At 68.4% G+C, this 20,510-nt stretch carries 25 protein-coding genes; 12 read left to right on the forward strand and 13 right to left on the reverse strand.

Annotation, left to right across the window (positions count from 1 at the left end; translation table 11 throughout):
• The first annotated feature begins 85 nt into the window (after positions 1–85).
• The 5 genes from TY25_RS08880 (at position 86) to TY25_RS08900 (ending at position 3,368) form a co-directional block, all read left to right on the forward strand.
• On the forward strand, positions 86–994 hold the full coding sequence (locus tag TY25_RS08880) for an EamA family transporter (protein ID WP_063602713.1): 909 nt from the start codon (positions 86–88) through the stop codon (positions 992–994).
• A 170-nt stretch (positions 995–1,164) separates the two neighbouring features.
• Positions 1,165–1,554 (forward strand): hypothetical protein, encoded by a 390-nt coding sequence (locus TY25_RS08885; RefSeq protein ID WP_146154155.1) that lies wholly within the window; start codon positions 1,165–1,167, stop codon positions 1,552–1,554.
• A 219-nt stretch (positions 1,555–1,773) separates the two neighbouring features.
• Positions 1,774–2,112, forward strand: coding sequence for a hypothetical protein (locus TY25_RS08890; protein WP_042255477.1), 339 nt, complete (start codon positions 1,774–1,776; stop codon positions 2,110–2,112).
• 121 nt (positions 2,113–2,233) lie between these two features.
• Complete coding sequence (locus TY25_RS08895) at positions 2,234–2,887, forward strand: VC0807 family protein (RefSeq protein WP_042255444.1); 654 nt, start codon at positions 2,234–2,236, stop codon at positions 2,885–2,887.
• 130 nt (positions 2,888–3,017) lie between these two features.
• Positions 3,018–3,368, forward strand: coding sequence for a hypothetical protein (locus tag TY25_RS08900; RefSeq protein WP_029892823.1), 351 nt, complete (start codon positions 3,018–3,020; stop codon positions 3,366–3,368).
• A gap of 13 nt (positions 3,369–3,381) precedes the next feature.
• On the opposite strand, the gene TY25_RS08905 is transcribed toward TY25_RS08900, so the two are convergent.
• Positions 3,382–3,837, reverse strand: coding sequence for a hypothetical protein (locus TY25_RS08905; RefSeq protein ID WP_029892824.1), 456 nt, complete (start codon positions 3,835–3,837; stop codon positions 3,382–3,384).
• Positions 3,838–3,990: 153 nt separating this feature from the next.
• Here TY25_RS08905 and TY25_RS08910 point away from each other — a divergent pair, with 153 nt between their 5' ends.
• The 3 genes from TY25_RS08910 (at position 3,991) to TY25_RS08920 (ending at position 6,458) form a co-directional block, all read left to right on the forward strand.
• Positions 3,991–4,947, forward strand: a complete 957-nt coding sequence (locus tag TY25_RS08910; protein WP_042255445.1) for a GlxA family transcriptional regulator — start codon at positions 3,991–3,993, stop codon at positions 4,945–4,947.
• A gap of 103 nt (positions 4,948–5,050) precedes the next feature.
• Positions 5,051–5,761 (forward strand): class I SAM-dependent methyltransferase, encoded by a 711-nt coding sequence (locus tag TY25_RS08915; protein WP_042255446.1) that lies wholly within the window; start codon positions 5,051–5,053, stop codon positions 5,759–5,761.
• Between the two features lie 82 nt (positions 5,762–5,843).
• Positions 5,844–6,458: a dihydrofolate reductase family protein gene (locus TY25_RS08920; protein WP_042255447.1), complete on the forward strand. Its 615-nt coding sequence runs from the start codon at positions 5,844–5,846 to the stop codon at positions 6,456–6,458.
• Here TY25_RS08920 and TY25_RS08925 read toward each other — a convergent pair.
• Both TY25_RS08925 and TY25_RS08930 read right to left on the reverse strand, forming a co-directional pair.
• Positions 6,452–7,141, reverse strand: a complete 690-nt coding sequence (locus TY25_RS08925) for an SGNH/GDSL hydrolase family protein (protein ID WP_042255448.1) — start codon at positions 7,139–7,141, stop codon at positions 6,452–6,454. The genes TY25_RS08920 and TY25_RS08925 overlap by 7 nt on opposite strands.
• 38 nt (positions 7,142–7,179) lie before the next feature.
• Positions 7,180–7,614 (reverse strand): MarR family winged helix-turn-helix transcriptional regulator, encoded by a 435-nt coding sequence (locus TY25_RS08930; RefSeq protein WP_042255449.1) that lies wholly within the window; start codon positions 7,612–7,614, stop codon positions 7,180–7,182.
• A gap of 83 nt (positions 7,615–7,697) precedes the next feature.
• Between TY25_RS08930 and TY25_RS08935 the strand changes: the two genes are divergently transcribed.
• Positions 7,698–8,876, forward strand: a complete 1,179-nt coding sequence (locus TY25_RS08935; RefSeq protein ID WP_042255450.1) for an MFS transporter — start codon at positions 7,698–7,700, stop codon at positions 8,874–8,876.
• Here TY25_RS08935 and TY25_RS08940 read toward each other — a convergent pair.
• From TY25_RS08940 to TY25_RS08960, 5 genes are all read right to left on the reverse strand, one after another.
• The gene (locus TY25_RS08940) at positions 8,873–9,796 is read right to left on the reverse strand and encodes a hypothetical protein (RefSeq protein ID WP_042255451.1); all 924 of its coding nucleotides are present in this window, start codon (positions 9,794–9,796) and stop codon (positions 8,873–8,875) included. The two genes, TY25_RS08935 and TY25_RS08940, sit on opposite strands and share 4 nt — an antisense overlap.
• A gap of 77 nt (positions 9,797–9,873) precedes the next feature.
• Entirely contained in the window at positions 9,874–10,419 is a 546-nt protein-coding gene (locus tag TY25_RS08945) for a thioredoxin family protein (protein WP_042255452.1), read from the reverse strand.
• Between the two features lie 93 nt (positions 10,420–10,512).
• On the reverse strand, positions 10,513–11,451 hold the full coding sequence (locus tag TY25_RS08950) for a threonine/serine dehydratase (RefSeq protein WP_042255453.1): 939 nt from the start codon (positions 11,449–11,451) through the stop codon (positions 10,513–10,515).
• Between the two features lie 8 nt (positions 11,452–11,459).
• A complete protein-coding gene (locus TY25_RS08955) occupies positions 11,460–12,851 on the reverse strand; it encodes a bifunctional lysylphosphatidylglycerol flippase/synthetase MprF (RefSeq protein WP_052382879.1) in 1,392 nt (463 codons plus the stop codon).
• A gap of 180 nt (positions 12,852–13,031) precedes the next feature.
• On the reverse strand, positions 13,032–13,802 hold the full coding sequence (locus tag TY25_RS08960; protein WP_226887203.1) for a dienelactone hydrolase family protein: 771 nt from the start codon (positions 13,800–13,802) through the stop codon (positions 13,032–13,034).
• A 258-nt stretch (positions 13,803–14,060) separates the two neighbouring features.
• Between TY25_RS08960 and TY25_RS08965 the strand changes: the two genes are divergently transcribed.
• Positions 14,061–14,564 carry a hypothetical protein gene (locus TY25_RS08965; protein ID WP_042255455.1) on the forward strand — a complete coding sequence of 168 codons (504 nt, stop codon included), beginning with the start codon at positions 14,061–14,063 and terminating at the stop codon, positions 14,562–14,564.
• A 75-nt stretch (positions 14,565–14,639) separates the two neighbouring features.
• A complete protein-coding gene (locus TY25_RS08970) occupies positions 14,640–15,374 on the forward strand; it encodes a DUF6597 domain-containing transcriptional factor (RefSeq protein WP_042255456.1) in 735 nt (244 codons plus the stop codon).
• Between the two features lie 6 nt (positions 15,375–15,380).
• Here the strand turns inward: TY25_RS08970 and TY25_RS08975 are convergent, their stop codons facing one another.
• From TY25_RS08975 to TY25_RS08985, 3 genes are all read right to left on the reverse strand, one after another.
• Entirely contained in the window at positions 15,381–15,779 is a 399-nt protein-coding gene (locus tag TY25_RS08975) for a VOC family protein (RefSeq protein WP_172595814.1), read from the reverse strand.
• Between the two features lie 65 nt (positions 15,780–15,844).
• Positions 15,845–16,258 (reverse strand): arsenate reductase ArsC, encoded by a 414-nt coding sequence (locus TY25_RS08980; RefSeq protein WP_042255458.1) that lies wholly within the window; start codon positions 16,256–16,258, stop codon positions 15,845–15,847.
• A 356-nt stretch (positions 16,259–16,614) separates the two neighbouring features.
• Positions 16,615–17,520, reverse strand: coding sequence for an oxygenase MpaB family protein (locus TY25_RS08985; protein ID WP_042255459.1), 906 nt, complete (start codon positions 17,518–17,520; stop codon positions 16,615–16,617).
• A gap of 97 nt (positions 17,521–17,617) precedes the next feature.
• On the opposite strand from TY25_RS08985, the gene TY25_RS08990 reads away from it, so the two are divergent.
• The gene (locus tag TY25_RS08990; protein WP_042255460.1) at positions 17,618–18,370 is read left to right on the forward strand and encodes an SIR2 family NAD-dependent protein deacylase; all 753 of its coding nucleotides are present in this window, start codon (positions 17,618–17,620) and stop codon (positions 18,368–18,370) included.
• A gap of 4 nt (positions 18,371–18,374) precedes the next feature.
• On the opposite strand, the gene TY25_RS08995 is transcribed toward TY25_RS08990, so the two are convergent.
• Positions 18,375–19,670 carry a D-arabinono-1,4-lactone oxidase gene (locus TY25_RS08995; RefSeq protein ID WP_042255461.1) on the reverse strand — a complete coding sequence of 432 codons (1,296 nt, stop codon included), beginning with the start codon at positions 19,668–19,670 and terminating at the stop codon, positions 18,375–18,377.
• A gap of 53 nt (positions 19,671–19,723) precedes the next feature.
• Positions 19,724–20,398, reverse strand: a complete 675-nt coding sequence (locus tag TY25_RS09000) for a TetR/AcrR family transcriptional regulator (protein ID WP_042255479.1) — start codon at positions 20,396–20,398, stop codon at positions 19,724–19,726.
• Between the last annotated feature and the right edge of the window lie 112 nt (positions 20,399–20,510).

A 20,510-nucleotide genomic window follows, 5' to 3' on the forward strand; every position in this document is an offset into this window, starting at 1 on the left:
AAAAACTGAATTCTCCTTGTCGTAGAGATGTGTTTCGCTGGGCAACGGCGGCGAAGCACATTGGTCTGTGGATGGGAGAATTGCCGTGGTAGCGATCGACGTCGAACGGCCGATTCGCGGGGGACGAGCGTGGACCGTGTGGCGGGGCGTCGCGGAGCGCGGACTCGGCGGCGTGCCGCCCACGGCGCTGGTACTGGCCGGGATCGTCAGCGTGCAGGTGGGTGCGGCACTGGCCAAGCAATTGTTCGCGGCGACGGGGGCCGCGGGCGCGGCCGGCATCCGACTGGTCTTCGCCGGGCTCGTGCTGGTGCTGTTCTGGCGTTCGGCGTTGCGCATCGGCTGGCGCGCGGTGCCGGTGGCGCTGGCGTACGGCGCGGTGCTCGCCTTGATGAACCTGTCCATCTACGAGGCGATGGATCGCATTCCGCTCGGCATGGCGGTGATGATCGAATTCCTCGGACCGCTGGCCGTCGCGCTGGCCGGGTCGCGACGCTGGATCGACCCGGTGTGGGCGGTGCTGGCGGGCGGCGGTGTGCTGTTGCTGACCCAGGCCGAGGGGGACGTCGAGTGGGTCGGCGTGCTGCTGGCGTTAGGGGCCGGGGTGTGCTGGGCGGGCTACATCCTGTTGAGCGCGGCCCTGGGCGAACAGACCAGCGGCGGTGGCGGGCTCGCGATCGCGATGGCCTTCGGCGGATTGCTCATCGCGCCGATCGGGATCATCGAGGCGGGCAGCGCTCTGCTCGATCCCGAAATACTGGTGGTCGGTTTCCTGGTGGCGATGCTGTCCTCGGTGCTGCCGTATTCGGTGGAACTCGAAGCGCTGCGGCGCATTCCACCCCGGGTGTTCGGCGTGCTGATGAGCCTGGAGCCCGCGGTGGCCGCGCTGGCAGGTCTGATCCTGCTGGGGCAGGTGATGAACATTCCGCAGTGGTTGGGGATCGTCTGCGTGGTGGCCGCCTCGGCGGGCGCAACCCGCACCTCGGGCAAGGCTTGACCCCTTGTCAGCGGGGAATTCCCGGCCGGATCGTGCTGCGGCGGGGCGAGTTCGGCGGTTCGGGCGCGCCCGGGGCCTGGCCGGGGTGAGGATCTAGGGGAGTTGCCCCGGGTGCGTGGCCACGTCGGCCGGGGTGCGAACCGGTGATCAGGACGGATAGGACCCTCGGGATGCGGATGCGAATCGGTGTTGTGGCGGGAGTGTTCGGGGTGGCGGCGGCGCTGGCCGCGCCCATGGCGGGGGCGACGGTGACCCAGGTTTCGATGTACCCGGGGATCAATTTCGGGCTGGCGACCAACTACGGGACCGGCTGCACCTACACGGCCCGCGCGGCGGTGACCGACGTGACGCAGCCCGTGGTCTTCTACGACAACGGGGTGCCGTTCGCGGCCGGCCGTCCGTCCGGCGGAACCGCGCTGAGCGACTGGGTGCCCGCGACGGAAGGCCCGCACACGATCAGCGCGGTGCAAGCCCCCGACGACCGCATTGTCGCGAGCGTGGACCTGCGCGTCGGGCGCGGCGTGCATCTGGGCTACGGCTGCAACGTCTTCGGCGGCTGACCCCGCGGACTACACCAGGTGAAGCCCGGTTGGCACGCGCGTACCGGGGTGGCGGCGGCGTGTCCGAATAGTCTGCTCCGTCCGGTGGCCGCGACGCCGAACCAGGGCTACCATCAGCGCATTCGAGCGCCCGCCGAGGAGAACAGTGATGCCGGAGACTCCGCTCGGGGCAGCGGTCACCGCCCCACCTCGCGGCGCGTGGTCAACAGGGGTGTGGTCATGATCCGGGTCGAACTCGATATCCGTTCCGGCAGGCCGAATCCCCAGTGGCGGCTGTCCTCCGGCGACGAGGCGCAACTGCACGGGCTGATCGCCGCGGCACCCCGGGCGGCCGACGGCTGCGGCGAAAACGACAGCGAATACCAGGGTTTCATCGCGCAACTGTCGGAGGCGGAGACCCTGCGGGTGCAGCGCGGGGTGATCGAGATCGAGCGCGGCGGCGAGCGCACCTATCGCACCGACGCGGACCGCGCGGTCGAGCGCTGGTTGCTGGCGACCGGACGGCCCTCGCTGCAACCCTGCGACTACCAGGCCGTCGTCGCGGCACTCTGGGCGTGATTTCGCGAGCATGACACTTGTCATGCCGCAGTCGTGATGGTTGACAGATCCGCCCGCTCTTCGGCGCCCGTAGCGTCAATTCTCGTAGCGCACCGCTGAATACGCCGCCGAGGAGCACCCGATGACCGTCACCACCGACACCGCCGAGCCCGCCGTCACCGTCGCACCGGTCAGCCACCTGAGGCTGCTCGCGCCGATCGCCCGCGATATCGCCGTCCCCGTGGGCGCCTACTTCGTCATGCACGCACTGGGATACAGCGATTTTGCCGGCCTGCTGGCCGGCACCGTGCTGTCCGGGGCGATGGTGCTCGTCGAGGCGATCCGGCACCGCAGGCTGGAGGTGTTTCCCGCAATCCTGTTGAGTGTCTTCGCCTTCGGCCTCGTCACGTCGCTGATCAGCGGCGACCCGCGGATGATGATCGTGAAGGATTCTGCGGGCACCCTGCTGATCGGCCTGGCTTTCCTGATCAGTGCCGTGGTCGGCAAGCCGCTGACCTACCTGGCGGCGCGTAAAGCGGCCGTCGCCGGTGGCCCCGCCCGGGTCGCCGCTCTCGAAGCCGTCTACCGCGACAACGCCGCGAAGCGCCGGATGTTCGCCGCCCTGGCCGTGCTGTGGGGCGCGGGCCTGGTGGGCGAGGCGATGATCCGGGTGGTGCTCGCCTACCAGTTGCCGATTCCGACCATGGCGTGGCTGTCGCCGGTCCTGATGATCGCGGTGATCGTGCCGCTGCTGGCGACCACGGTCGTCCTGCGCAAGCGGGCCGATCGCGCCTGAATCGCGCAGCTCACACGCCCGCTGGGCCCGGTCCGCCACGGACCGGGCCTGCGTCGTGCGCTCGGCCACCGGACGCACGCAGGTAGTGTCGGTTTCGTCGAGTTTGCCACCCCACGGAATGGAGAAAGCAGTGCAGATCCAGATCAATACCGGAAGCGGCATCCACGGCGGCGCGAGCCTGATCGAGCGGGCCGAGGCCGAAATCGCCTCGGTGCTCGACCGTTTCAGCGCGCAGCTGACGCGGGTCGAGGCGCACCTCACCGACCAGAACGGTGAGAAGGGCGGACCGGACGACAAGCAGTGCGTGCTCGAGGCGCGGCCGAACGGTCAACCGCCGGTCGCGGTCACCCATCGGGCGGCGTCGGTCGAGGAGGCGTACACCGGTGCGGCCGAAAGCATGGCGCATCTGCTGGACAGCCGATTCGGCAGGCTGCACCACACCAAGGGCGGGGAGTCGATCCGGCACATGACCCCGGAATAGACCGCCGCGGTCGTCAGGCCCCGGTGGTGGAGCCGGGGCGGACGATCATCAGCACGGTGACGACCACCCACAGCACGTTGAAGATGCCGGTGTCCATGCCCAGGCGCCGGATCAGTGCCGGGGTCGTGGCAGGCAGATCGGCGAGGATCTTGCCTTGACCGGGCAGGATGAGCATGGCGAGCACCCCGGCGGCGGCCGCGGTCAAGCCGATGGAAACGATGAGCCACTTGTCGGTGAGCACGCCGAGGCTCAAGGCGGTGAGCGCGCCGAAGGTGGGAACCAGGATCCCGATGTAGGCGTAGACCCGGCAGATGCGATGCAGCGTCGCCAGTACGGCGGCGTCGCGATCGTTCGCGGGGCCGGCGAGGGCGCGGCGGGTGGTGGGCGCGAACATGCTCGCCGCGACCGTGACCGGCCCGACGGCGATGATCACGGCCAGCACATGGACCGAAAGCAGGAACTTCGTCACAGCCGCGAGGTTAACGATCATCGAGCCGAAGCGAAATAGGCGAAACGGCCATACACCGGTCGATTCCCGCCAATAGCTCTGACGTCGTAGTTTGCAGAAGATGTACTGCTCATGGCTATTGGCTGGAATCCGGGTGCGCCCTATTCTGAAGCCATGCATGTCGTAGCCGTCCTGGCGCTGGACAAGGTCATTCCGTCCGACCTCGCGACGCCGGTCGATGTGTTCGGCGGCGCTCGACTGCCCGACGGGCGGATGGCCTATCGGGTGCGGGTCTGCGGTGTCACCCCCACCGTCGACGCGGGCGCGTTCACGCTGCATCCGCCCTACGATCTCACCGCGCTGGCCGAAGCCGACACCATCATTGTGCCCGGCCGGGCCGAGCCCGAGCGGCCCGTGCCGGACGAGGTGCTCGACGCGCTGCGGCAGGCGGCGGCCGCGGGCACCAGGATCGCGTCCATCTGCGTGGGCGCGTTCGTGCTCGCCGCGACCGGCCTGCTCGACGGGCAGCGGGCGACCACGCACTGGATCGCCGCGACGCAGTTCGCCGCCCGCTATCCCGAGATCGACCTCGATCCGGACGTGCTCTACGTGGACAACGGTCAGCTGCTCACCTCGGCGGGCGCCGCGGCGGGAATCGACCTGTGCCTGCACATGATTCGGCGCGACCACGGTTCCGCGGTGGCCGCCGACACCGCGCGGCTGTCGGTGGTGCCGCTGGAACGTGAAGGGGGGCAGGCGCAATTCATCGTGCACGACCAGCCGCCGACCCCGCGTGGCTGTTCGCTGGAACCGGTGATGCAGTGGATGCGGGACAATTCCGCGAGGGATCTGACCCTCGACGACATCGCCGCGCACGCCAAACTCAGCACCCGCACCCTGAACCGGCATTTCCGCGAGCAGGTCGGCACCACGCCGCTGCAATGGTTGCTGCGGGCCAGGATTCGGCAGGCGCAGTATCTGCTGGAGTCCACCGGTCACCCGGTGGACCGGATCGCCGGGCAGGTCGGGTTCGGCTCGCCGACCGCCTTCCGGGACCGATTCAAGCGCGTGGTCGGCACCACTCCGCAGAGCTATCGTGCGGCGTTCCACGGCGCCGGGGTCGGCAACTGAACCCGGCGAAATGCATGTCACGTCAAAACGGAGCTTTGTTCTCCGTTTCTCGATAGGATCGGTTCGTTCATCCTGATCCACCATCGAGGCAAGGGGCAGGTTCATGACCGAGAGTGAGGCACCATCCGGGCTCGACCCGGCCGACATTGATTTCGAGCAGGCCTACCGGAGCGGAACCCTCGTCGAGGGCGCCGTGATGGATCGGCTGCCCTGGGAGATAGATCGCCCGCAACCACTGCTCGTGGAGTTCGAGCGCAGCGGCCGGGTCACCGGCGATGTGCTCGACATCGGTTGTGGCCCAGGGGATACCGCCATCTATCTGGCCGGACTCGGCTATCGGGTGACGGGCCTGGACTTCGCGCCGACCGCCATCGGGAAGGCCCGCGCGCGGGCCGCCGAGCGCGACGTGACGGTGGCCTTCGCCGTCGCGGACGCCACCGAACTCGGCGGGTACGACAACCGATTCGACACCGTGGTCAGCAGCGCGCTCGCGCACTGTCTCGACCCCGAGCAGCGCAAAGCGCATGTGGCAGCACTGCATCGGGTGATGCGGCCCGGCGCGCGGCTGTTCCAGCTCTGCTTCTCGGAAGGGCCGCACAGTGCCGGCTACGCGCCCTACGCGGTCGGCGAAGACGAGTTGCGAGGGGCTTTCGCCGCGCCGGACTGGCGACTCATCGAGCTGCGACCCGGCAAGTTGACCGCGATCAAACCGCCGCCGGCGTTCCAGGAGTTGCTGCAGGGCATGCCGCTCGAACTGGACGCGGACGGTCATCTGTTGCTGCCGGTCTGGGTGCTGGAAGCCGAACGGATCTGAGCCGATGCGCTGACCGATGATTTTCCGCGCACCGCACCGTCGGATCAGGCAACGTACTCACCACTGATCCAGGAGTTGGGCGATGAGAAAAATCACCGCAGGTCTGTTCATGTCACTCGACGGCGTCATCGACAACCCGCAGGACTGGCACTTCCCGTACTTCAACGACGAGATGGGCGTTGCGGTCAACGCCCAGCTCGGCGCCGCCGACACCCTGCTGCTCGGACGCAACACCTACGAGGGCTTCGCGGGCGCCTGGCCGGATCGGGAGGCCGCGGGCGGCGAGGACGCGGCCTTCGCGAAGGTGCTCGGCGACGCGCGCAAGGTCGTCGTCTCGCACCAGGATCTGGAGTTCACCTGGCGTAATTCCGAGGTGTTGCAGGGTGGTCTGATCGAGGGCGTGACCGCGTTGAAGAACGAGCCCGGTGGCGATATCGGCATGAGCGGTTCGGTCTCGGTCGTGCTCCAGTTGCTCGAAGCCGGACTGCTGGATGAATTGCACCTGCTGGTGCACCCGATCGTCGTGGGCAAGGGCGCTCGGCTGTTCCCGGACCGCGAATCGACGCTGCCGCTGCGGCTGCTCTCCTCGCAGACGTTCGAGACCGGTGTGCTCAACCTGATCTACACCCGCGACGAGGCGGCCACCACCGCCACCTACGACGACGCGAAAGTGCATCTGCCCGAGGCGGATCAGTAGTCGCGTCGCTGGGCGGGGGTGTCGAGCAGGTGTGCGAGCTGCTTGACCACCTCCGCCGCCAGGACCGCCTGTCCGGCCGCGGAGAAATGAATCCGGTCCGCGCTCAACAGATTCGGGCGGTCGTTGAGCGGGTGCTCCCAGCAATCGACTACGGCGACATCGTATTCCGCGGCCAATGAGCGGGTGAGGTCGTTGAGCCTGCGGACGCGGTCGGTCCAATCCGGAAAGACCGGCACCACATAGGCTCTGCCGAGGGTGAAGACCGTCATCGTGGCCCCGGTGCGCGCACCGAGTCGATACATATCGCGTAGCTGCTGCTCGATCTCGCCGAAATCCGGTGTGCGGCGGACGATATCGTTGGCGCCGCTGGACAGGTGCAGTAGGTCCGGGCCGAATTCCAGCAGTCGATCCGCTTGGTGCCGGACGACCTCCGCGGTGGTCGCGCCGACTACGCCGGTATTGAGATACGCGAGATCGGGCCGCACCCGGCGCAGCACGTCGGCGACGCGATCGGCCCAGCCGAGGGTCGCGTAGCCGGGGCTGGGGTCGCCGGTGCCCACCGACAGGCTGTCCCCGATCACCGCGAAGCGCCGCCAGGGGGAGTCGTAGAGCAGGGCCGCGGCCTCCAGTGAGGGAAGGCAGAAGGGGTCGGTCTCTTCGGTGGTGGGGTACGCCACGGTCATGAACAAACAATACGTTCGACCGTATGTCTAATCAAGTGTCAGTCTTCGGCGGCCATGGCCTGGAGCAGATCGCGCAGTGCGCGCTGCTGGGTGGCGGTCAGTGAGGTCAGCGGCGAGTCCGTATTGAGCAACTCGACCGCGACCGCCCGTTGCCGAGTGCCCGCCGGGGTCAGCACGATCTGTTTGGCGCGCCGGTCGCTCGGGTGCGGCTCGCGGCGGATCAGTTCCTGTTCCTCGAGCCGGTCCAGGACGAAGGTCGCATTGGACGGCTCGCACGACATCCGAGTGGCGAGCTCGCGTGCGGTGATCGGCTCCGACAGTTCGCGCAGGGCGATGACCTGGGACGGCGTCAGGTCCAACTGCTCGGCGACGCGGCGGACGTGCTGGTCGAGGCGGTGGGTGAAGCGGTGCACGAGTTTGCAGACGTCCCGGTCGAGCTCGGTCTCCACGGGCGGCGGGGGTCGGCGCTTCATTGCTCCGAGTCTAGCGCGCATCGTTCGAACTGTGATAGTTCTAGTTCATATCATTTGAGTTCGAACTATCTGAGGATGCTCTGATGCGCCCTGCTGTCCTGTCCCTGATGTTGGTGGTGTTCGGTCTGACGACCGGGGAATTCGTGATCGCCGGGATCCTGCCGGAAGTGTCCGGCGGACTAGCGGTTTCGGTGCCCGCCGCCGGCATGCTGGTGACCGCCTACGCGATCGGCATGATCGTCGGCGGGCCGGTGGTGACCCTGCTGACCGCGCGGATGTCGCGCAGGCGGCTCGTCGCCGGGCTGGTCGTGTTCGCGATATTCGCCAACACGGGTTCGGCCCTGGCGCCGAATTACCCTGTGCTGCTGGCGATGCGGGCGGCCGCCGGGCTGATCGTCGCCACCTTCTTCGCGGTCGCGATCGCCACCGCGGTGTCGACGGCCGAGCCCGGGAAAGAAGCCACCGCGGTCGCCCGGGTAGCGCTCGGATTGAACCTCGGGATCGTGCTCGGCACGCCGATCGGCGCGCTGATCGGCCAAAGTTTCGGCTGGCGAGCCACTTTCGTCGCGGTGGCATTGTGTGTGGGTCTCGCCTTGCCGGTGGTGCTGCGGTACCTGCCGGACGCGCCCGGTACCGCCGCCGAATCGGTACTCGGGGAGTTGCGCGTGTTCGGCGACCGGGCGGTCTGGTCGGCAATCGCGTTGACGGTGCTCGGGAATATCGGTGTGGTCACCGTTTTCACCTTCATCACACCGCTGCTCACCGATTTCAGTGGATTCGGCACGGGGGCGGTGCCGGTCCTGCTGCTGGTGTACGGCGCCGGCGCGGTCGTCGGCAATCAGGTGGGCGGATGGCTCGCCGATCGCACCCGGACGGCGGTGGCGAGATTGCTCGCGGTGCTCGCCGTGGCGCTGTTGCTGTTCTGGGCGCTCGGCGGCAACCGAATCGCCGCGGTGGTAATGACTTTCGTGATCGGTGCGCTCGCGTTCGCGATCGTTCCCGGCATGCAGACCCGGGTGATCACGGCGGCCGCCGCCGCGCCGACCCTGGCCGTCGCGGTGAATGCCTCCGGCTTCCAGCTGGCGGCCGCCGGTGCGGGGCGGTTGGGAGGCTGGGTGCTCGGCGACGGCTCGGGTCTGCGGGCGATCCCCCTCGTGGGCGCGGCGCTGACGCTGGCGGGCCTGGCCTTCGCGCTCGTGCTGCTGTGGCGGGACCGCGAACAGGTCGGCGAGCCCGCGCCGGAGCCGGCCGAGAAGCGTTAAGCGGTCAGTGCTTTCGCGACGATGCCGCCCGTGATCGCCTTCGTCAGGTAGTGCGTCGAGTCGTGCGGACTCGCGCCGTTGTCCAGTGGTTCCTCGGTGACCGGCACTACCCCGGCGCCGGGGAACGGCGGGAAGAACGGGGTGAGATCGAGATGCGCGGCGACCAGATCGTCGCGGTCCACCAGATTATGCCAAGCCGCAACGGCTTTCGGGACCGTGGCGGGTTGCGGGCGGAGCCGCTCGTAGATGACGGTGCGCAGGCCGAGCGGGGAACCCATGGTCAGCAGGGTCACCTCCTGGTCGACGCGATGCAGCGCCTCGTAGGCGACGACCGAGCCGAGCGAGTGCGCGACAACCAGTTCGGTCTCCGGCCCGACCTGCGCGAGCACCTGCTGTTGCGCGTACTCGCGCACGTTCTCGTCGGTGAAATAGCGGGCCACCTGGGACAGGGCGCGCACCACGAACTTCTCCGCGAGCCCGATGCCGAACGGCGCGAACCAGCGCAGCCGCACCAAGGCGTTGAGTGCCGGGCGCAGCGCGGCTTTGGCGCCCTGCGCCTTGGCCTCCGGCGGCACCACCGCGGTCAGGCGCTGCGCGGTCAGCCGATCCCGCTGGTCGCCCGCGTGCTCGGCGGCCGTCGCCAACCAGAGTTCGGCGAGCTGCTCCATCAGCTCGAGTTGCTCGTCGTCGAGATCGCCGACGGCGCCGCCCTGCGCTCCCTCGGCCAAGAACTGATTGCCGTAGAACGCCATCCTGGTCGAGATGTCACCCGGTCTGCCGTTGCGCCACAGGCGATCGGCGAGTTCCAGGTCGCCGTGGTTGCGTACTCCGCCCGCGAGGCCGGGCAACCACTGGGCCTCCAGCGTGTCGGCCGACGCCTGCTCCTGGGCGATGCCGTGTACGAGGACGATCGTTGCCAACGTCCCACCCCTTTCCTCCGGCCGTGCGGCCTGCGACGTTGTCCGCGGTTATTGTCCCGCATCAGCGGGCGCCGAGTTCAGCTCTCGCGCCACTTGATCGAGCACCCCATGCTCGGCCGGTGTGGTTCCGGTACCGGCGCGGCATCCAGGACCGTTTCGATGGCGGACCGCAATTCCTTGCCGGTCACCGGCTTTCCGTTGCCCGGGGTGGATTCGTCTAGCGCGCCGCGGTAGGCCAGCGTCAGGTGCGCGTCGTAGAGAAAGAAGTCCGGCGTGCACGCGGCGCGGAAGGCGCGGCCGACCTGCTGTGTCTCATCGATGAGATAGGGAAACGTCCACCCCGCCCGAATCGCCTGGTCGCGCAACCCGATCGGGGCGTCGTCCGGGGAAATTCCGGCATCGTTGCTACAGATCGCCACCGCGGGCATGGGCAGCGAATCCACCACCTCGCCCAGCACCGACTCGACATGCCTGACGTACGGACAGTGATTGGACGCGAACATCACCAGCAACCCCGGCCCCCCGACGAAATCCGCCCGCGAATACACCCGCCGATCGAGATCCGGCAGCACGAAATCCGGCGCCGGCGTACCGAGAGGAACCATGAACGATGCAAGCGCCATAGCGCCATGCCTTCCGTCGGGATCGAAGACGCCCCGAGCATAATCCCGCCACCCCTTACCCGCCCCCCAATTCAATCCCCCGACAGCCGCGCTCTACTCGGTCGCGAGGTCGGAGGGGTTGGTGTTTGCGCCGCAGAGGATGACGCAGACTTTTTCGTGGGGGGCGGGGGTGTAGGCGGTGGGGTGGAGGGCGGCCAGGGCGGTGGCGGCGCCGTGTTCTACGGCGAGCCGGTGGTCTTCCCAGAGGGTGCGGCGGGTGGCGATGATGGTTTCGTCGTCTACCAGGATCGAGTCGACGCGGTAGTGCTGGGCGGCGTGCAGGGCCAAGGCGGTGGCGCGGCGGGCGCCGAGGGAGTCGGCGGCGATCGACTCGACCGGGACGTCGACCAGGTGGCCGGCCTCGACGGCGGCGTGCAGCGCTCGGCAGTCCCGTGGCTCGACGGCGACCGTGCGGATACCGTAATGGTCTGCGGCGGTGGCGATTCCGGCGAACAATCCGCCGCCGCCGACCGCGACCACGACGGTGTCGAGGTCGGGCATCCGCTGCTGGATCTCTTCCATGAGGGTGCCTGCCCCCGCGGCGATGAACGGATGGTCGTAGGCGTGGGACAGCAGTGCGCCGGTCGAGGCCGCGAAGTCCTGGCTCGCCGCCAGCGCGTCCGCGTACTGTGTGCCGACCAGATGCACTGTGGCGCCATAGGAATGCAGCCGTCGCACCTTCACCTCCGGCGCAGTGGCGGGCAGGAACACGGTGGCTTCGACACCCTGCGTCCGGGCCGCCCACGCACAGGCGAGCCCGGCGTTACCGCCAGAGGCGATCGTCACGCCCGCCGCGGGCAGGGTGCCGTTCTCCTGGTGTGCCAGTAGGAAATTCAGCGCGCCCCGAACCTTGAAGCTGCCGGTGTGCTGGAGCAGTTCCAGTGCGAACCACAGATTCCCCGCACCGTCACCGGCGGGCGCGAGGGTGATCGGCCGCACCCGGTGCGCCACCCGCGCGACGGCGGCCTTGATATCGGTGTGGCCGAGTTCCATTGTGCTCCTCAGTGTTCGCGACGGTGCGGTGCGAACTCCAGGGTAAGCAGCGCGGCGGCCGCGATGAGCACCTCGCGCCAGCGGATCAGCACGTACCGCTGGTCGGACAGCGCGTGGAACTTGCGCAGGAACCGATACAGCGACTCCAGCCGGATGAGCGGATCGCCGAGGTGCACGAGCACATACATCAGCTTCGCGGTGCGCGACTTCGCTTTGTCGGCGAACAGCTCCGGAAAAGGCGCGAAGGCCAACGAGATCCGAGTGATGCCGTGCTCGCGGGCGTAGTCGACCAGATCGATGATCATCCGCTCGTCCAGGCCGTTCGGGGCGCCCTTGCGCCGCCACGGCACGTCGAGGCTGAGTTCGCGGCCGCGCCCGGAGATGCCGTAGCGCTGGAAGCCCGACACCGTGCCGTCCGCGTCTTTGGCCATGACCACCAGCATGTTCGGGTTCCGGCCGTCCAGCAGGTGGTCGAGGATCATCGAGAAGCCGCGGGTCTGCCTGCCCTTACCCCATTCGTCGACGATGCCGAGCAGTTCGGCGCGCTGGGTGTCGGTCAGGGCCGACTCGTCCACGATCTCGGTGGTGACACCGAAATTGCGGGTGCGGCTGACGGCTTGGCGCAGGTTGCGGAAATGCCGGCCGACCATCGCGAAATCGTCGACCTCGAGCACCACGTCGCGTCCGATCGGAACGGCGTGCAGCCCACGGTGTTCCAGCGCGCGCACGCGCCACAGTTCGGCCAGCTCCGGGCTCGCGCCGAGCACGGCGATGCGCCAGCCTTGATTCAGCGCGAACTCGGAGAACTCCGTGAGCAGCGCGGGGAAGGCGGCGCGGTCACCGATCGGATCGCCCGCGACCACGGCAATGCCGAAGCGGGCCCGATAGCCGATGCCCGCGGTCGAACCCGCGTTGAAGAAGTAGGTTTTCGAGGAGTGCAGCGCGAAGGGGGCGAGCGGATCCCGTTCGGTGCGGCCGACGAGTTCGGCGACCCGGTACAGCTGATCGGGCTGCGGGCGGCTGGACTGCGGGAGCACCAGCACCAACCCGCTCGAGGCGAGCAGCACGAAACCGTAGCCGGGATGTTCGGCGCGGTAGGCGAGATGGGCGATGGCCAGGACGAGCAGCGCCACCGCGAAGTGGGCCAGCGTGATCGGCCTGCGCAGGTGCAGCCCGCGGGCCACGAACACTCCGGCGAGCGAGACGGCGACGAACCACGCGTGGTCGACGCCGTGATTCGCGGCCTGATGTGCCTCGTACACGAGCAGCACGCTGATCACCAGGGCCACGCCGATGAACACCGGTCGCACCCACGAGTCCGCCGGGAAAGCCGCCTGCCGGTATCCGATCCGCGTCGCAAAGCGCACGGGCGCGGCGGCCGCGGCGCGTTCCTCGCTCACATCCCCACCAGCTTCGCCATGTGGTCCTCCCGAATGATCGCCTACCGAACAACATTAAGCGGAACCGGCGGTAACGGGGAACAGCGGTCCCCGAAAACCGGCCGGTTGGTCGCGTGACGGCACGATCCCGCGGTGGTGGGGTCGAAGCCGACCCCAGGCGAAACATAGGATGATTCAGACTTATTCCGCGGAGAGCGAACGCCGGAACAATGTCACAAGATCGTCCAGGTGACGTCGGTAGGCGTCCTCGCGGTACACCGGGACGTCCCGCATGGTGAAACCGTGCGGTGCGCCGGCGTAGACGACCGAGGTGTATCGCGTGCCCGCCGCGTCCAGCGCCTGCTCGAGGCGGGCGATCTGCTCGGGCGGCATGGCCGAATCCTGATCGGCGTGCGCGACGAACACCTCCGCGGTGATGCCCGGCGCCGCGAGGTGCGGGCTGTCCGGCTGGTCCGCGGCGGCGAGGTTGCCCCCGTGGAAGCTGGCCGCGGCGGCGATGCGATCGCCGAACGCCGCGGCGGTGCGCAGCGCGAGCCGCCCGCCCATGCAGTAGCCGGTCGTGCCCACCGGGCCCGGCGTCACGGCCGGGGCGGCGGCGAGCCAGTCCAGATAGTGCTGCGCGTCCTGCAGGGCGCCCTCGGGCGTGAGGGCGGCGCGCACCGGTGCCAGTTCGGCGAAGAACTTCGCGCCCGCGTCGGGCTCGGTGAAGTCCGGCATGGGCAGCACCGGCGCGCGTCCGGTGCGATAGAAGATGTTCGGCGCGAGCACGCTGAAACCTTGCGCCGCAATGGTCTCCACCAGTTCGCGCAGGTAGGGACGCAAGCCGAACGCGTCCATGTAGAGCAGGACGCCGGGGTGGCGGGCGCCGTCGTCCGGATGGGCGAAGTAAGCGTCCGCGGTGCCGTCGGGGAGTGGAATATCGATCGCCTGAAAAGCCACAGGGGAAGTCACCGCAGCGAGTCTACGGAGGAATGTCGGCGGCGGTCGACCCGTCATTACCTCGGCAAATTACCGCATATCTCAGCGATTTCGGGCGTGTGTACGCTCCATTCGCCGCCGAAGTTGACATGCTCTCTGTCGGTGCCGTGTACGGCTCCCGAGTGGTCACGTTTCACCAGCGCCCGCGGGGTCCGCGCGATTACGTCACCGTGTTCGATCGCCGATCCGTACCAATCGCCTGGTGAATGGGCGCGACGAGAGGTTTGACTCGTGAAATTGAGCTGGCTGGTGGTTCCGGCGCTGGTCGCCGTTGCGGTGGCAGGGTGCTCCGACGACACGTCGACGAGCCGGGAATCGCCCTCGTCGAGTGGTGCGGCGACCTCGAGTTCCGCTGCTCCGGCTGCCGATTCGAACAATGACGACGAAGCGGGCGGTGTGCGAATCGCGCTCGGTGAGACCAAAAAGGTTCCGATTCCCGCCGATGCGGTGATGGATATCCGGGTGCCCGCGGACTGGGGTGCCGCCGCGAATACGTTGCGCTGCACCGCGGTGGACAGTTCCGGCCGGAACGAAGATCTCCGGTCGAGCGACGTGAAAAAGACCGAAACGGTCAACGGCAAGGACTGGGTCACGGTGTGGACGTTTTCCTCCGCGCCCGCCGGTGAGGTCACCGTGGGGTGCAAGGACCCCGATTCGAGCATCGCGGCCGCCCATCCCGCGCCGTTCGTCCGCGTGGTTCCGCGCGGCGTGCTGCCGGTGCCGCCGCAGCGCTGAGCCGTCCTGCCCTGCTCGGCGGCGCGGCGTGCGAACGTTGCCGACCCTGTCGGCGGGTGCCGGTAGCGTCGAGTCATGAGCGCAGGCGGGTACCGGGAGCGGCCGTCGCGGTTCGCCCCGGCCGTGGCGTGGACCCGCACGGTGACCGCCCGGGACGCCACCGTGCCGGTGTTGCCGGACGGCTGCATGGATCTGCTGTGGGTCGGCGGGCGGCTGGTGGTGGCCGGACCCGATACCCGGGCTTTCCGGCCCGTGGTCGCGGCCGGTACCCGGTATGCCGGGTTGCGCTTCTTCCCCGGCGCCGCGCCCGCCTTGCTCGGGGTGCCCGCGGCGGAACTACGGGACCAGCGCGTCGAACTGGAGCAGATCTGGTCGTCGGCGTCGGTGCGGCGGTTGGCCGAGCAGGTGACCGAAGCGCCGGACCCGCTGGCGGCCATGGAAACGATCGTCCTGCGGCGCGCCATTGAGGTGTCGCCGCCCGACCCGGTGCTCCGGCAAGTGGTCTCGGCCTTGGACGCGGGCTGGTCCGTCGGGGCGACCGCGGCGGCGGTGGGGCTCAATGCCCGGCTGCTGCATCGGCGTTCGCTCGCGGCATTCGGTTACGGCCCCAAGACCCTCGCGCGGGTGCTGCGCCTGCAGCGCGCGCTGGCGCAGGCCCGCGCGGGCATGTCGTTCGCCGCGACCGCGGTCGGCGCCGGTTATGCGGATCAGGCCCATCTGGCGCGCGAGGTCCGCGATCTCACCGGAATGCCGTTGGGGCAGGTGCTGACTCGATCGGGGACCGCCGCGGACCGGGCGATCGTCGGCTGACCCGGTTCAGTCGGTGGGCAGCGCGGCGTACAGGTCGATGCCGTTGCCGTCCGGATCGAGCACGACCGCGTACCGCTGACCCCAGAACGCGTCCCACGGCTTCAGCTCGCCGTGATAGCCCGCGTCGACCAGATCGGTGTAGACGGCGTCGACTTCGGCGGGATCGGCGCAACGGAAGGCCAAGCCGATCCGCCCCGCGCTCGTCGGGGGTGTCCAGGTGGGGTGGAACGACTTGATCGTGGCCTCGGTGTCCAGGGCCAGCCGCAGTCCGTTCGGCAGCGCCGCCTCGGCATGCGGCGCCGCTTCCGAGCCTTCGGGGAAGTCGAGGCCGAGCCGTCGATAGAACGCGACCGAGGCGCTCATATCGGTGACGACAAGGCCGGCGACGTCGAGTTGAGGAGTCATACCCGAACGGTAGCCAGCCGCGTGCGCCGCGGTCTTGAACGAATCGGACAACGCGGCCGGACGGTCTAGCGGGCCGGGGCGGGCACCAGTTCGGCGATCAGGTTCTCCGCCAGGATGCGGATACGGTCGCGGATGGTGCGCACGACATCGATGGTCTGCTCGGACGGGTCCGGCAGGACCCAGTCGCGATAGCTGATGCCAGGGAAGAAGGGGCAGGCGTCGCCGCAGCCCATGGTCACCACGACATCGGAGAGGCCGACGGCGTCCATGGTGAGCAGCTTGGGGGTGCGGCCGGCGATGTCGATGCCGACCTCGGCCATGGCGGCGACCGCGACCGGATTGAGCGCCGCGGCCGGTGCGCTGCCGGCGGTCCTGACCTCGATGCGGTCACCGGCCAGCGCGCCGAGGAACCCTGCGGCCATCTGCGATCTGCCTGCGTTGTGCACGCAGATGAACAGCACGCTGGGTTTGTGCGGCATAGAGGCGCCTTTCGGGGTGAGCTGAGCAAGGGGTATGCGGTGCCGCCGGACCGATCGTCCGGCATGGTGTCGCCGAAACGCTGTCGAAGCGTACGGGATACGTATACCAGCGTGGCGAAGATCGTTACCGCGCACCGGGGCCTCGCCTGCCGCGGCGGGAGCGCGGTGCCGGTCGGAACCTCGAAGTTGTTGCTGCACAGCAATAATCGGAGCATTGCGGGGCGACCGGTTCAACTCCGGACCGGTCGGTATTTCCACGGCGCGGGCCGCGCTGTCGTCAGAACAGCGCGGCCCGTGCGGTGGCGTGCGTGAAAATCGTTGACGTACAACGGATGAATCGGACTGGCCGACGTACCTCAGATCGGCCGGAAATCGATCATCTTGCGCAGCCGCAGCCGGTCTCGCTCCAGCCGCCGCGCTTCGAAGGCGATCGGGAAGTAACGCACCCGCTCCGGCAGCAGCGGAACCGTGCGCGCGAGCACCCAGCCGAGCGCGCGCAGCTTCCGTTCGTCGGCCGCGGACCAGGTGAGCCCGAGTTTTTCGCGGGCGACCTCGGGCGTGGTGCCGACCGTCACGAAGTACTGCATCCGCCCGATCGGGGCGGCCGCGCGCCGCCAGACCGGCGCGAGCGCCCGCGGCAGCTGCTTCGGCGGCGCGACCGAGCGGATCACGCGCAGGTAGTCGCGGGCGGTGTCGGTGGCCACCAGGTGGTTGGCCACCTGGTCGGCGAAGAACTGCTCGAACTCCCGGTAGTTCGCCGGAATCTCCTTGGGCGGCACCGAGAAATTGCGCATGAGCTGCACCATCTCCTGGTAGACCGCTTCCTTTTCCGCGTCCGTGAGCGGATTGCGGGCGAAGTACCTGGCGTTCTCGGCGAACGCGAAGGTGCCGGTGTGCAACACCCATGCCCACGGTCCCGAGGACAGCGCCTTGTGCCGGTCGCCGTGCGCGTCGGTGGTGTTGAGCGAGGCGTGCATGGTGCGCAGCCGATCGGCCTCGGCGATGGCCTCTTCGCCGCCGTAGATCCACATCATCACCGACGCGATGCTGCGGACCGCGCGGCCCATCGGGTCGGTGCGGAAGGTGGAGTGCTCGTCGACGACGGCCGAGATGCTCGGCTCCATGGTCTGCAACAGGAACGCCGAGCCCGCAGTGAGCGAGAAGGTGATCAGGCCGGTCTCGTCCCAGAGTCGGCTGCCCGGTTCGAAGGGGCGGCGGGGCGGCAGCGTCGCCGGGTGGGTGGCGTCGAGGGCGGCGGTCATCGTGATCTCCCTTGATCAGCAACATTCAGGCGATGAGATAATTAGAGTAACATTCTCTCATCATCTTTGGGTTGTCCGCGACCTACGCTTGGTGGCTATGACGAGCGAGTGGCGCAGTCGTGCGGGCCGGATCGGCGTGCTCACCGGGGCGGGCATCTCTACCGACTCGGGCATTCCCGACTTCCGGGGCCCGCGTGGCGTGTGGACGAAAGATCCGATCGCCGAACTGCTTTCGACCTACGACAGCTACCTGGCCGACCCCGACCTACGCCGGCGCTCCTGGCTCGCGCGCCGGGACAACCCGGCCTGGCAGGCGCAACCCAACGCCGCACACCGGGCGCTGGCCGAACTGGCGGAGGTCGGGCGGGCGGTCACCATCATCACCCAGAACATCGACCGGCTGCACCAGCGCGGCGGGTTCCCGCCGGACCGGGTGATCGAGATCCACGGCAACATGTTCGAGGTGGTCTGCGTCGAATGCGATTACCAGGGCACGATGGCCGATACCCTGGCGCGGGTGGCCGCGGGCGAGGCTGATCCGCCGTGCCCGAACTGCGGCGGCGTGCTGAAAGCGGCCACCATCATGTTCGGTCAGCAGTTGGACCGGCGCGCCGTGACCAAGGCCGCGCTCACCGCGGAGACCAGCGATATCTTCCTGGCGATCGGCAGTTCGTTGCAGGTCGAGCCCGCGGCGTCGATGTGCGCCGTGGCCGTGCAGAACGGGGCCGCTCTCGTCATCGTCAATGCCGAGCCGACCCCGTACGACTCGATCGCGACCGAGCTCGTGCGCGAACCCATCGGCACCGCCGTACCGCAGTTGGTCGCCGAAATCCTCTCGGCCGGAACGTGATCGGTCAGAGCGGGCCGAGTACGCGCTCCACGTAGCCGTTGCTGAAACGACCCTTCGGATCCAAGCGGCGGCGTACCTCGGCGAAGCGATCCCAGTCGGGGTAGCGCTCGCGCAACGTATCCGCGGTCTGGAAGTGCCGCTTGCCCCAGTGCGGCCGGCCGTTGTACTTGTCGAAAACCGCTTCGCAGGCACGGAAATACGGCTCGTAGGCCATGCCGCGGTACTGATGCACCGCGATGTAGCAGGTCTCGCGGCCGCCCGCGGGGGAGAGGAACGCATCGTCGGGGGCGACCCAGCGCACCTCGATCGGCATCGGCGTCTCGAAATTCGTGGCCAGCGCTTTGATTTCGCGGATCGCCGCGGCGGAGTGCGCGCGCGGGATCGCGTACTCCATCTCGGTGAACCGGACCAGTCGGGGCGAGGCGAACACCCGATAGGACCGATCGACCTGACGGCGATAACTACCCGCATAGGCCGCGCCCCGGTGGATCCACGGCACCATGCGCGGCTGCCAGCGGCCCAGCTTGCACAGCGCGTCGAAGGTGTAGTTGGACATCAGGATATCGGCGAACCAGTCGACGGTCTTGCCGCGCGGCTGCTCGGCCAGTTCGACCGGGTTGTTGCGCTTGGTCAGCGCCAGCGGGCTGTGCGCGAACATGTAGAACTCGAAATGCTGGTTGCCGTCGACGTGCGTATCCAGTTCTGCGAGTACGTCTTCCAGCGGAATCGGGCGTTCGACGCCCTCGAGCACGAACGACGGCACCATCTGCAACGTCACCGCGGTGACGATGCCGAGCGCGCCGACGCTGACCCTGGCCGCGCGCCAGCCGTCCGGGTCGGTCTCGGCGTTCAGTTCCACCGTGCTGCCGTCGGCGAGCAGCAGTTCGATGGAATGCAGTGCGGCCGAGAGGTTTTGCAGCGTCGCGCCGGTGCCGTGGGTGCCGGTCGCGGTAGCGCCCGCGACGGTCTGCACGTCGATATCGCCCAGGTTCGGAAACGCGAGGCCGTGCGCGTGCAGTGCGTTGCTCACCGCCTTCAGGGTGCTGCCCGCCTCGACCCGGACGCGTCCGGTCGCGGTGTCGACGTCGAGGATGCGGTCGAGCTTCGACAGGTCGAGCAGGACGCCGTCGGTGAGGACGGCGTCGGTGAACGAGTGGCCGGCTCCGGCGACGCGGACGGTCTGTCCGGCATCGGCTGCGCGACCGAGGATCTCGGCGATGTCGTCAGTGCTGCGCGGCGTCGCCACGATTGCCGGTGCGCACTGCTGATCGCCAGCCCAGTTCACCCACGAGTTGGTCATGTGACCAACTGTAGGGGATGGCCTCCTGATGTGGGCTTTCTATAACGTAGTTGTTACCTTCGGCGGCCCGTGCACGCGCCCTTCGCCTGCTCTACCTCGACATCGGTGAGTGGGGGTACGAGCAGTTGCTGGCGCGGGGTGCTGTCCGCGCGCACGCCGTTCAGGGCGATCGCCATGTAGCGCTGCCAGACATCGGGATTGACCGACCGGGAGAACTCGGCGATGCCGTCGACCATGTGGATCAGCGCGAAGAAATCGGAGGGCTCGACGCCGGGGGCGAGCATGCCGGCCTCGCGGGCCCGGTCCACGATGGCCGTCACGGTCGGCTTGATCCGGTCGCGCACCACCACGAAGCGGTCGATGTTGTCCTCTTCCAGTTCGAGCATGACCGAACTGAAACCACGGTTCACCGCCATGTGCCGGCACGCGTACTCGAAGAACTCGACCAGGCCGAACCAGGGATCGGCGTGCCGATAGGCCGCGTCGGCCGCCTCGGCGAACTCCCGGAGGTTCTGCTCGAAGACCTCGGTGATCAGGTCCTTCTTGTTGGCGAACCGGCGGTAGACCGTGCCGACGCCGACGCCGGCGCGCTCGGCGACGTCGTCGAGGGTGATCTCGAGTCCGTGGTCGGCGAACAGCTCGCGCGCGGCGGCGATGATCCGCTGCTGGTTACGCGCGGCATCGGCACGCAGGCGGCGGGGCGGAGAAAGTGCCGTGGCGTGATTCACACCCACATCCTAACAAGTATCGGGATTAAGCGGAGGCGTTCTCTCCGTTATGGTGGTAGCTTTTCACGGTAACCGGAGACGCCAACTCCGCATCAATACTCGAGACAAAGGG

It is taken from the genome of Nocardia brasiliensis NBRC 14402, assembly GCF_000308475.2.
Lineage (GTDB): Bacteria > Actinomycetota > Actinomycetes > Mycobacteriales > Mycobacteriaceae > Nocardia > Nocardia brasiliensis.

Excerpts from the sequence above, each read along its gene's own strand:
- TY25_RS08885 (WP_146154155.1), top strand. The coding sequence starts at position 1,165 with ATGCGGATGCGAATCGGTGTTGTGGCGGGAGTGTTCGGGGTGGCGGCG.
- TY25_RS08890 (WP_042255477.1), top strand. The coding sequence starts at position 1,774 with ATGATCCGGGTCGAACTCGATATCCGTTCCGGCAGGCCGAATCCCCAG.
- TY25_RS08895 (WP_042255444.1), top strand. The coding sequence starts at position 2,234 with ATGACCGTCACCACCGACACCGCCGAGCCCGCCGTCACCGTCGCACCG.
- TY25_RS08910 (WP_042255445.1), top strand. The coding sequence starts at position 3,991 with ATGCATGTCGTAGCCGTCCTGGCGCTGGACAAGGTCATTCCGTCCGAC.
- TY25_RS08915 (WP_042255446.1), top strand. The coding sequence starts at position 5,051 with ATGACCGAGAGTGAGGCACCATCCGGGCTCGACCCGGCCGACATTGAT.
- TY25_RS08920 (WP_042255447.1), top strand. The coding sequence starts at position 5,844 with ATGAGAAAAATCACCGCAGGTCTGTTCATGTCACTCGACGGCGTCATC.
- TY25_RS08925 (WP_042255448.1), bottom strand. The coding sequence starts at position 7,141 with ATGACCGTGGCGTACCCCACCACCGAAGAGACCGACCCCTTCTGCCTT.
- TY25_RS08930 (WP_042255449.1), bottom strand. The coding sequence starts at position 7,614 with ATGAAGCGCCGACCCCCGCCGCCCGTGGAGACCGAGCTCGACCGGGAC.
- TY25_RS08935 (WP_042255450.1), top strand. The coding sequence starts at position 7,698 with ATGCGCCCTGCTGTCCTGTCCCTGATGTTGGTGGTGTTCGGTCTGACG.
- TY25_RS08945 (WP_042255452.1), bottom strand. The coding sequence starts at position 10,419 with ATGGCGCTTGCATCGTTCATGGTTCCTCTCGGTACGCCGGCGCCGGAT.
- TY25_RS08950 (WP_042255453.1), bottom strand. The coding sequence starts at position 11,451 with ATGGAACTCGGCCACACCGATATCAAGGCCGCCGTCGCGCGGGTGGCG.
- TY25_RS08970 (WP_042255456.1), top strand. The coding sequence starts at position 14,640 with ATGAGCGCAGGCGGGTACCGGGAGCGGCCGTCGCGGTTCGCCCCGGCC.
- TY25_RS08975 (WP_172595814.1), bottom strand. The coding sequence starts at position 15,779 with ATGACTCCTCAACTCGACGTCGCCGGCCTTGTCGTCACCGATATGAGC.
- TY25_RS08980 (WP_042255458.1), bottom strand. The coding sequence starts at position 16,258 with ATGCCGCACAAACCCAGCGTGCTGTTCATCTGCGTGCACAACGCAGGC.
- TY25_RS08985 (WP_042255459.1), bottom strand. The coding sequence starts at position 17,520 with ATGACCGCCGCCCTCGACGCCACCCACCCGGCGACGCTGCCGCCCCGC.
- TY25_RS08990 (WP_042255460.1), top strand. The coding sequence starts at position 17,618 with ATGACGAGCGAGTGGCGCAGTCGTGCGGGCCGGATCGGCGTGCTCACC.
- TY25_RS08995 (WP_042255461.1), bottom strand. The coding sequence starts at position 19,670 with ATGACCAACTCGTGGGTGAACTGGGCTGGCGATCAGCAGTGCGCACCG.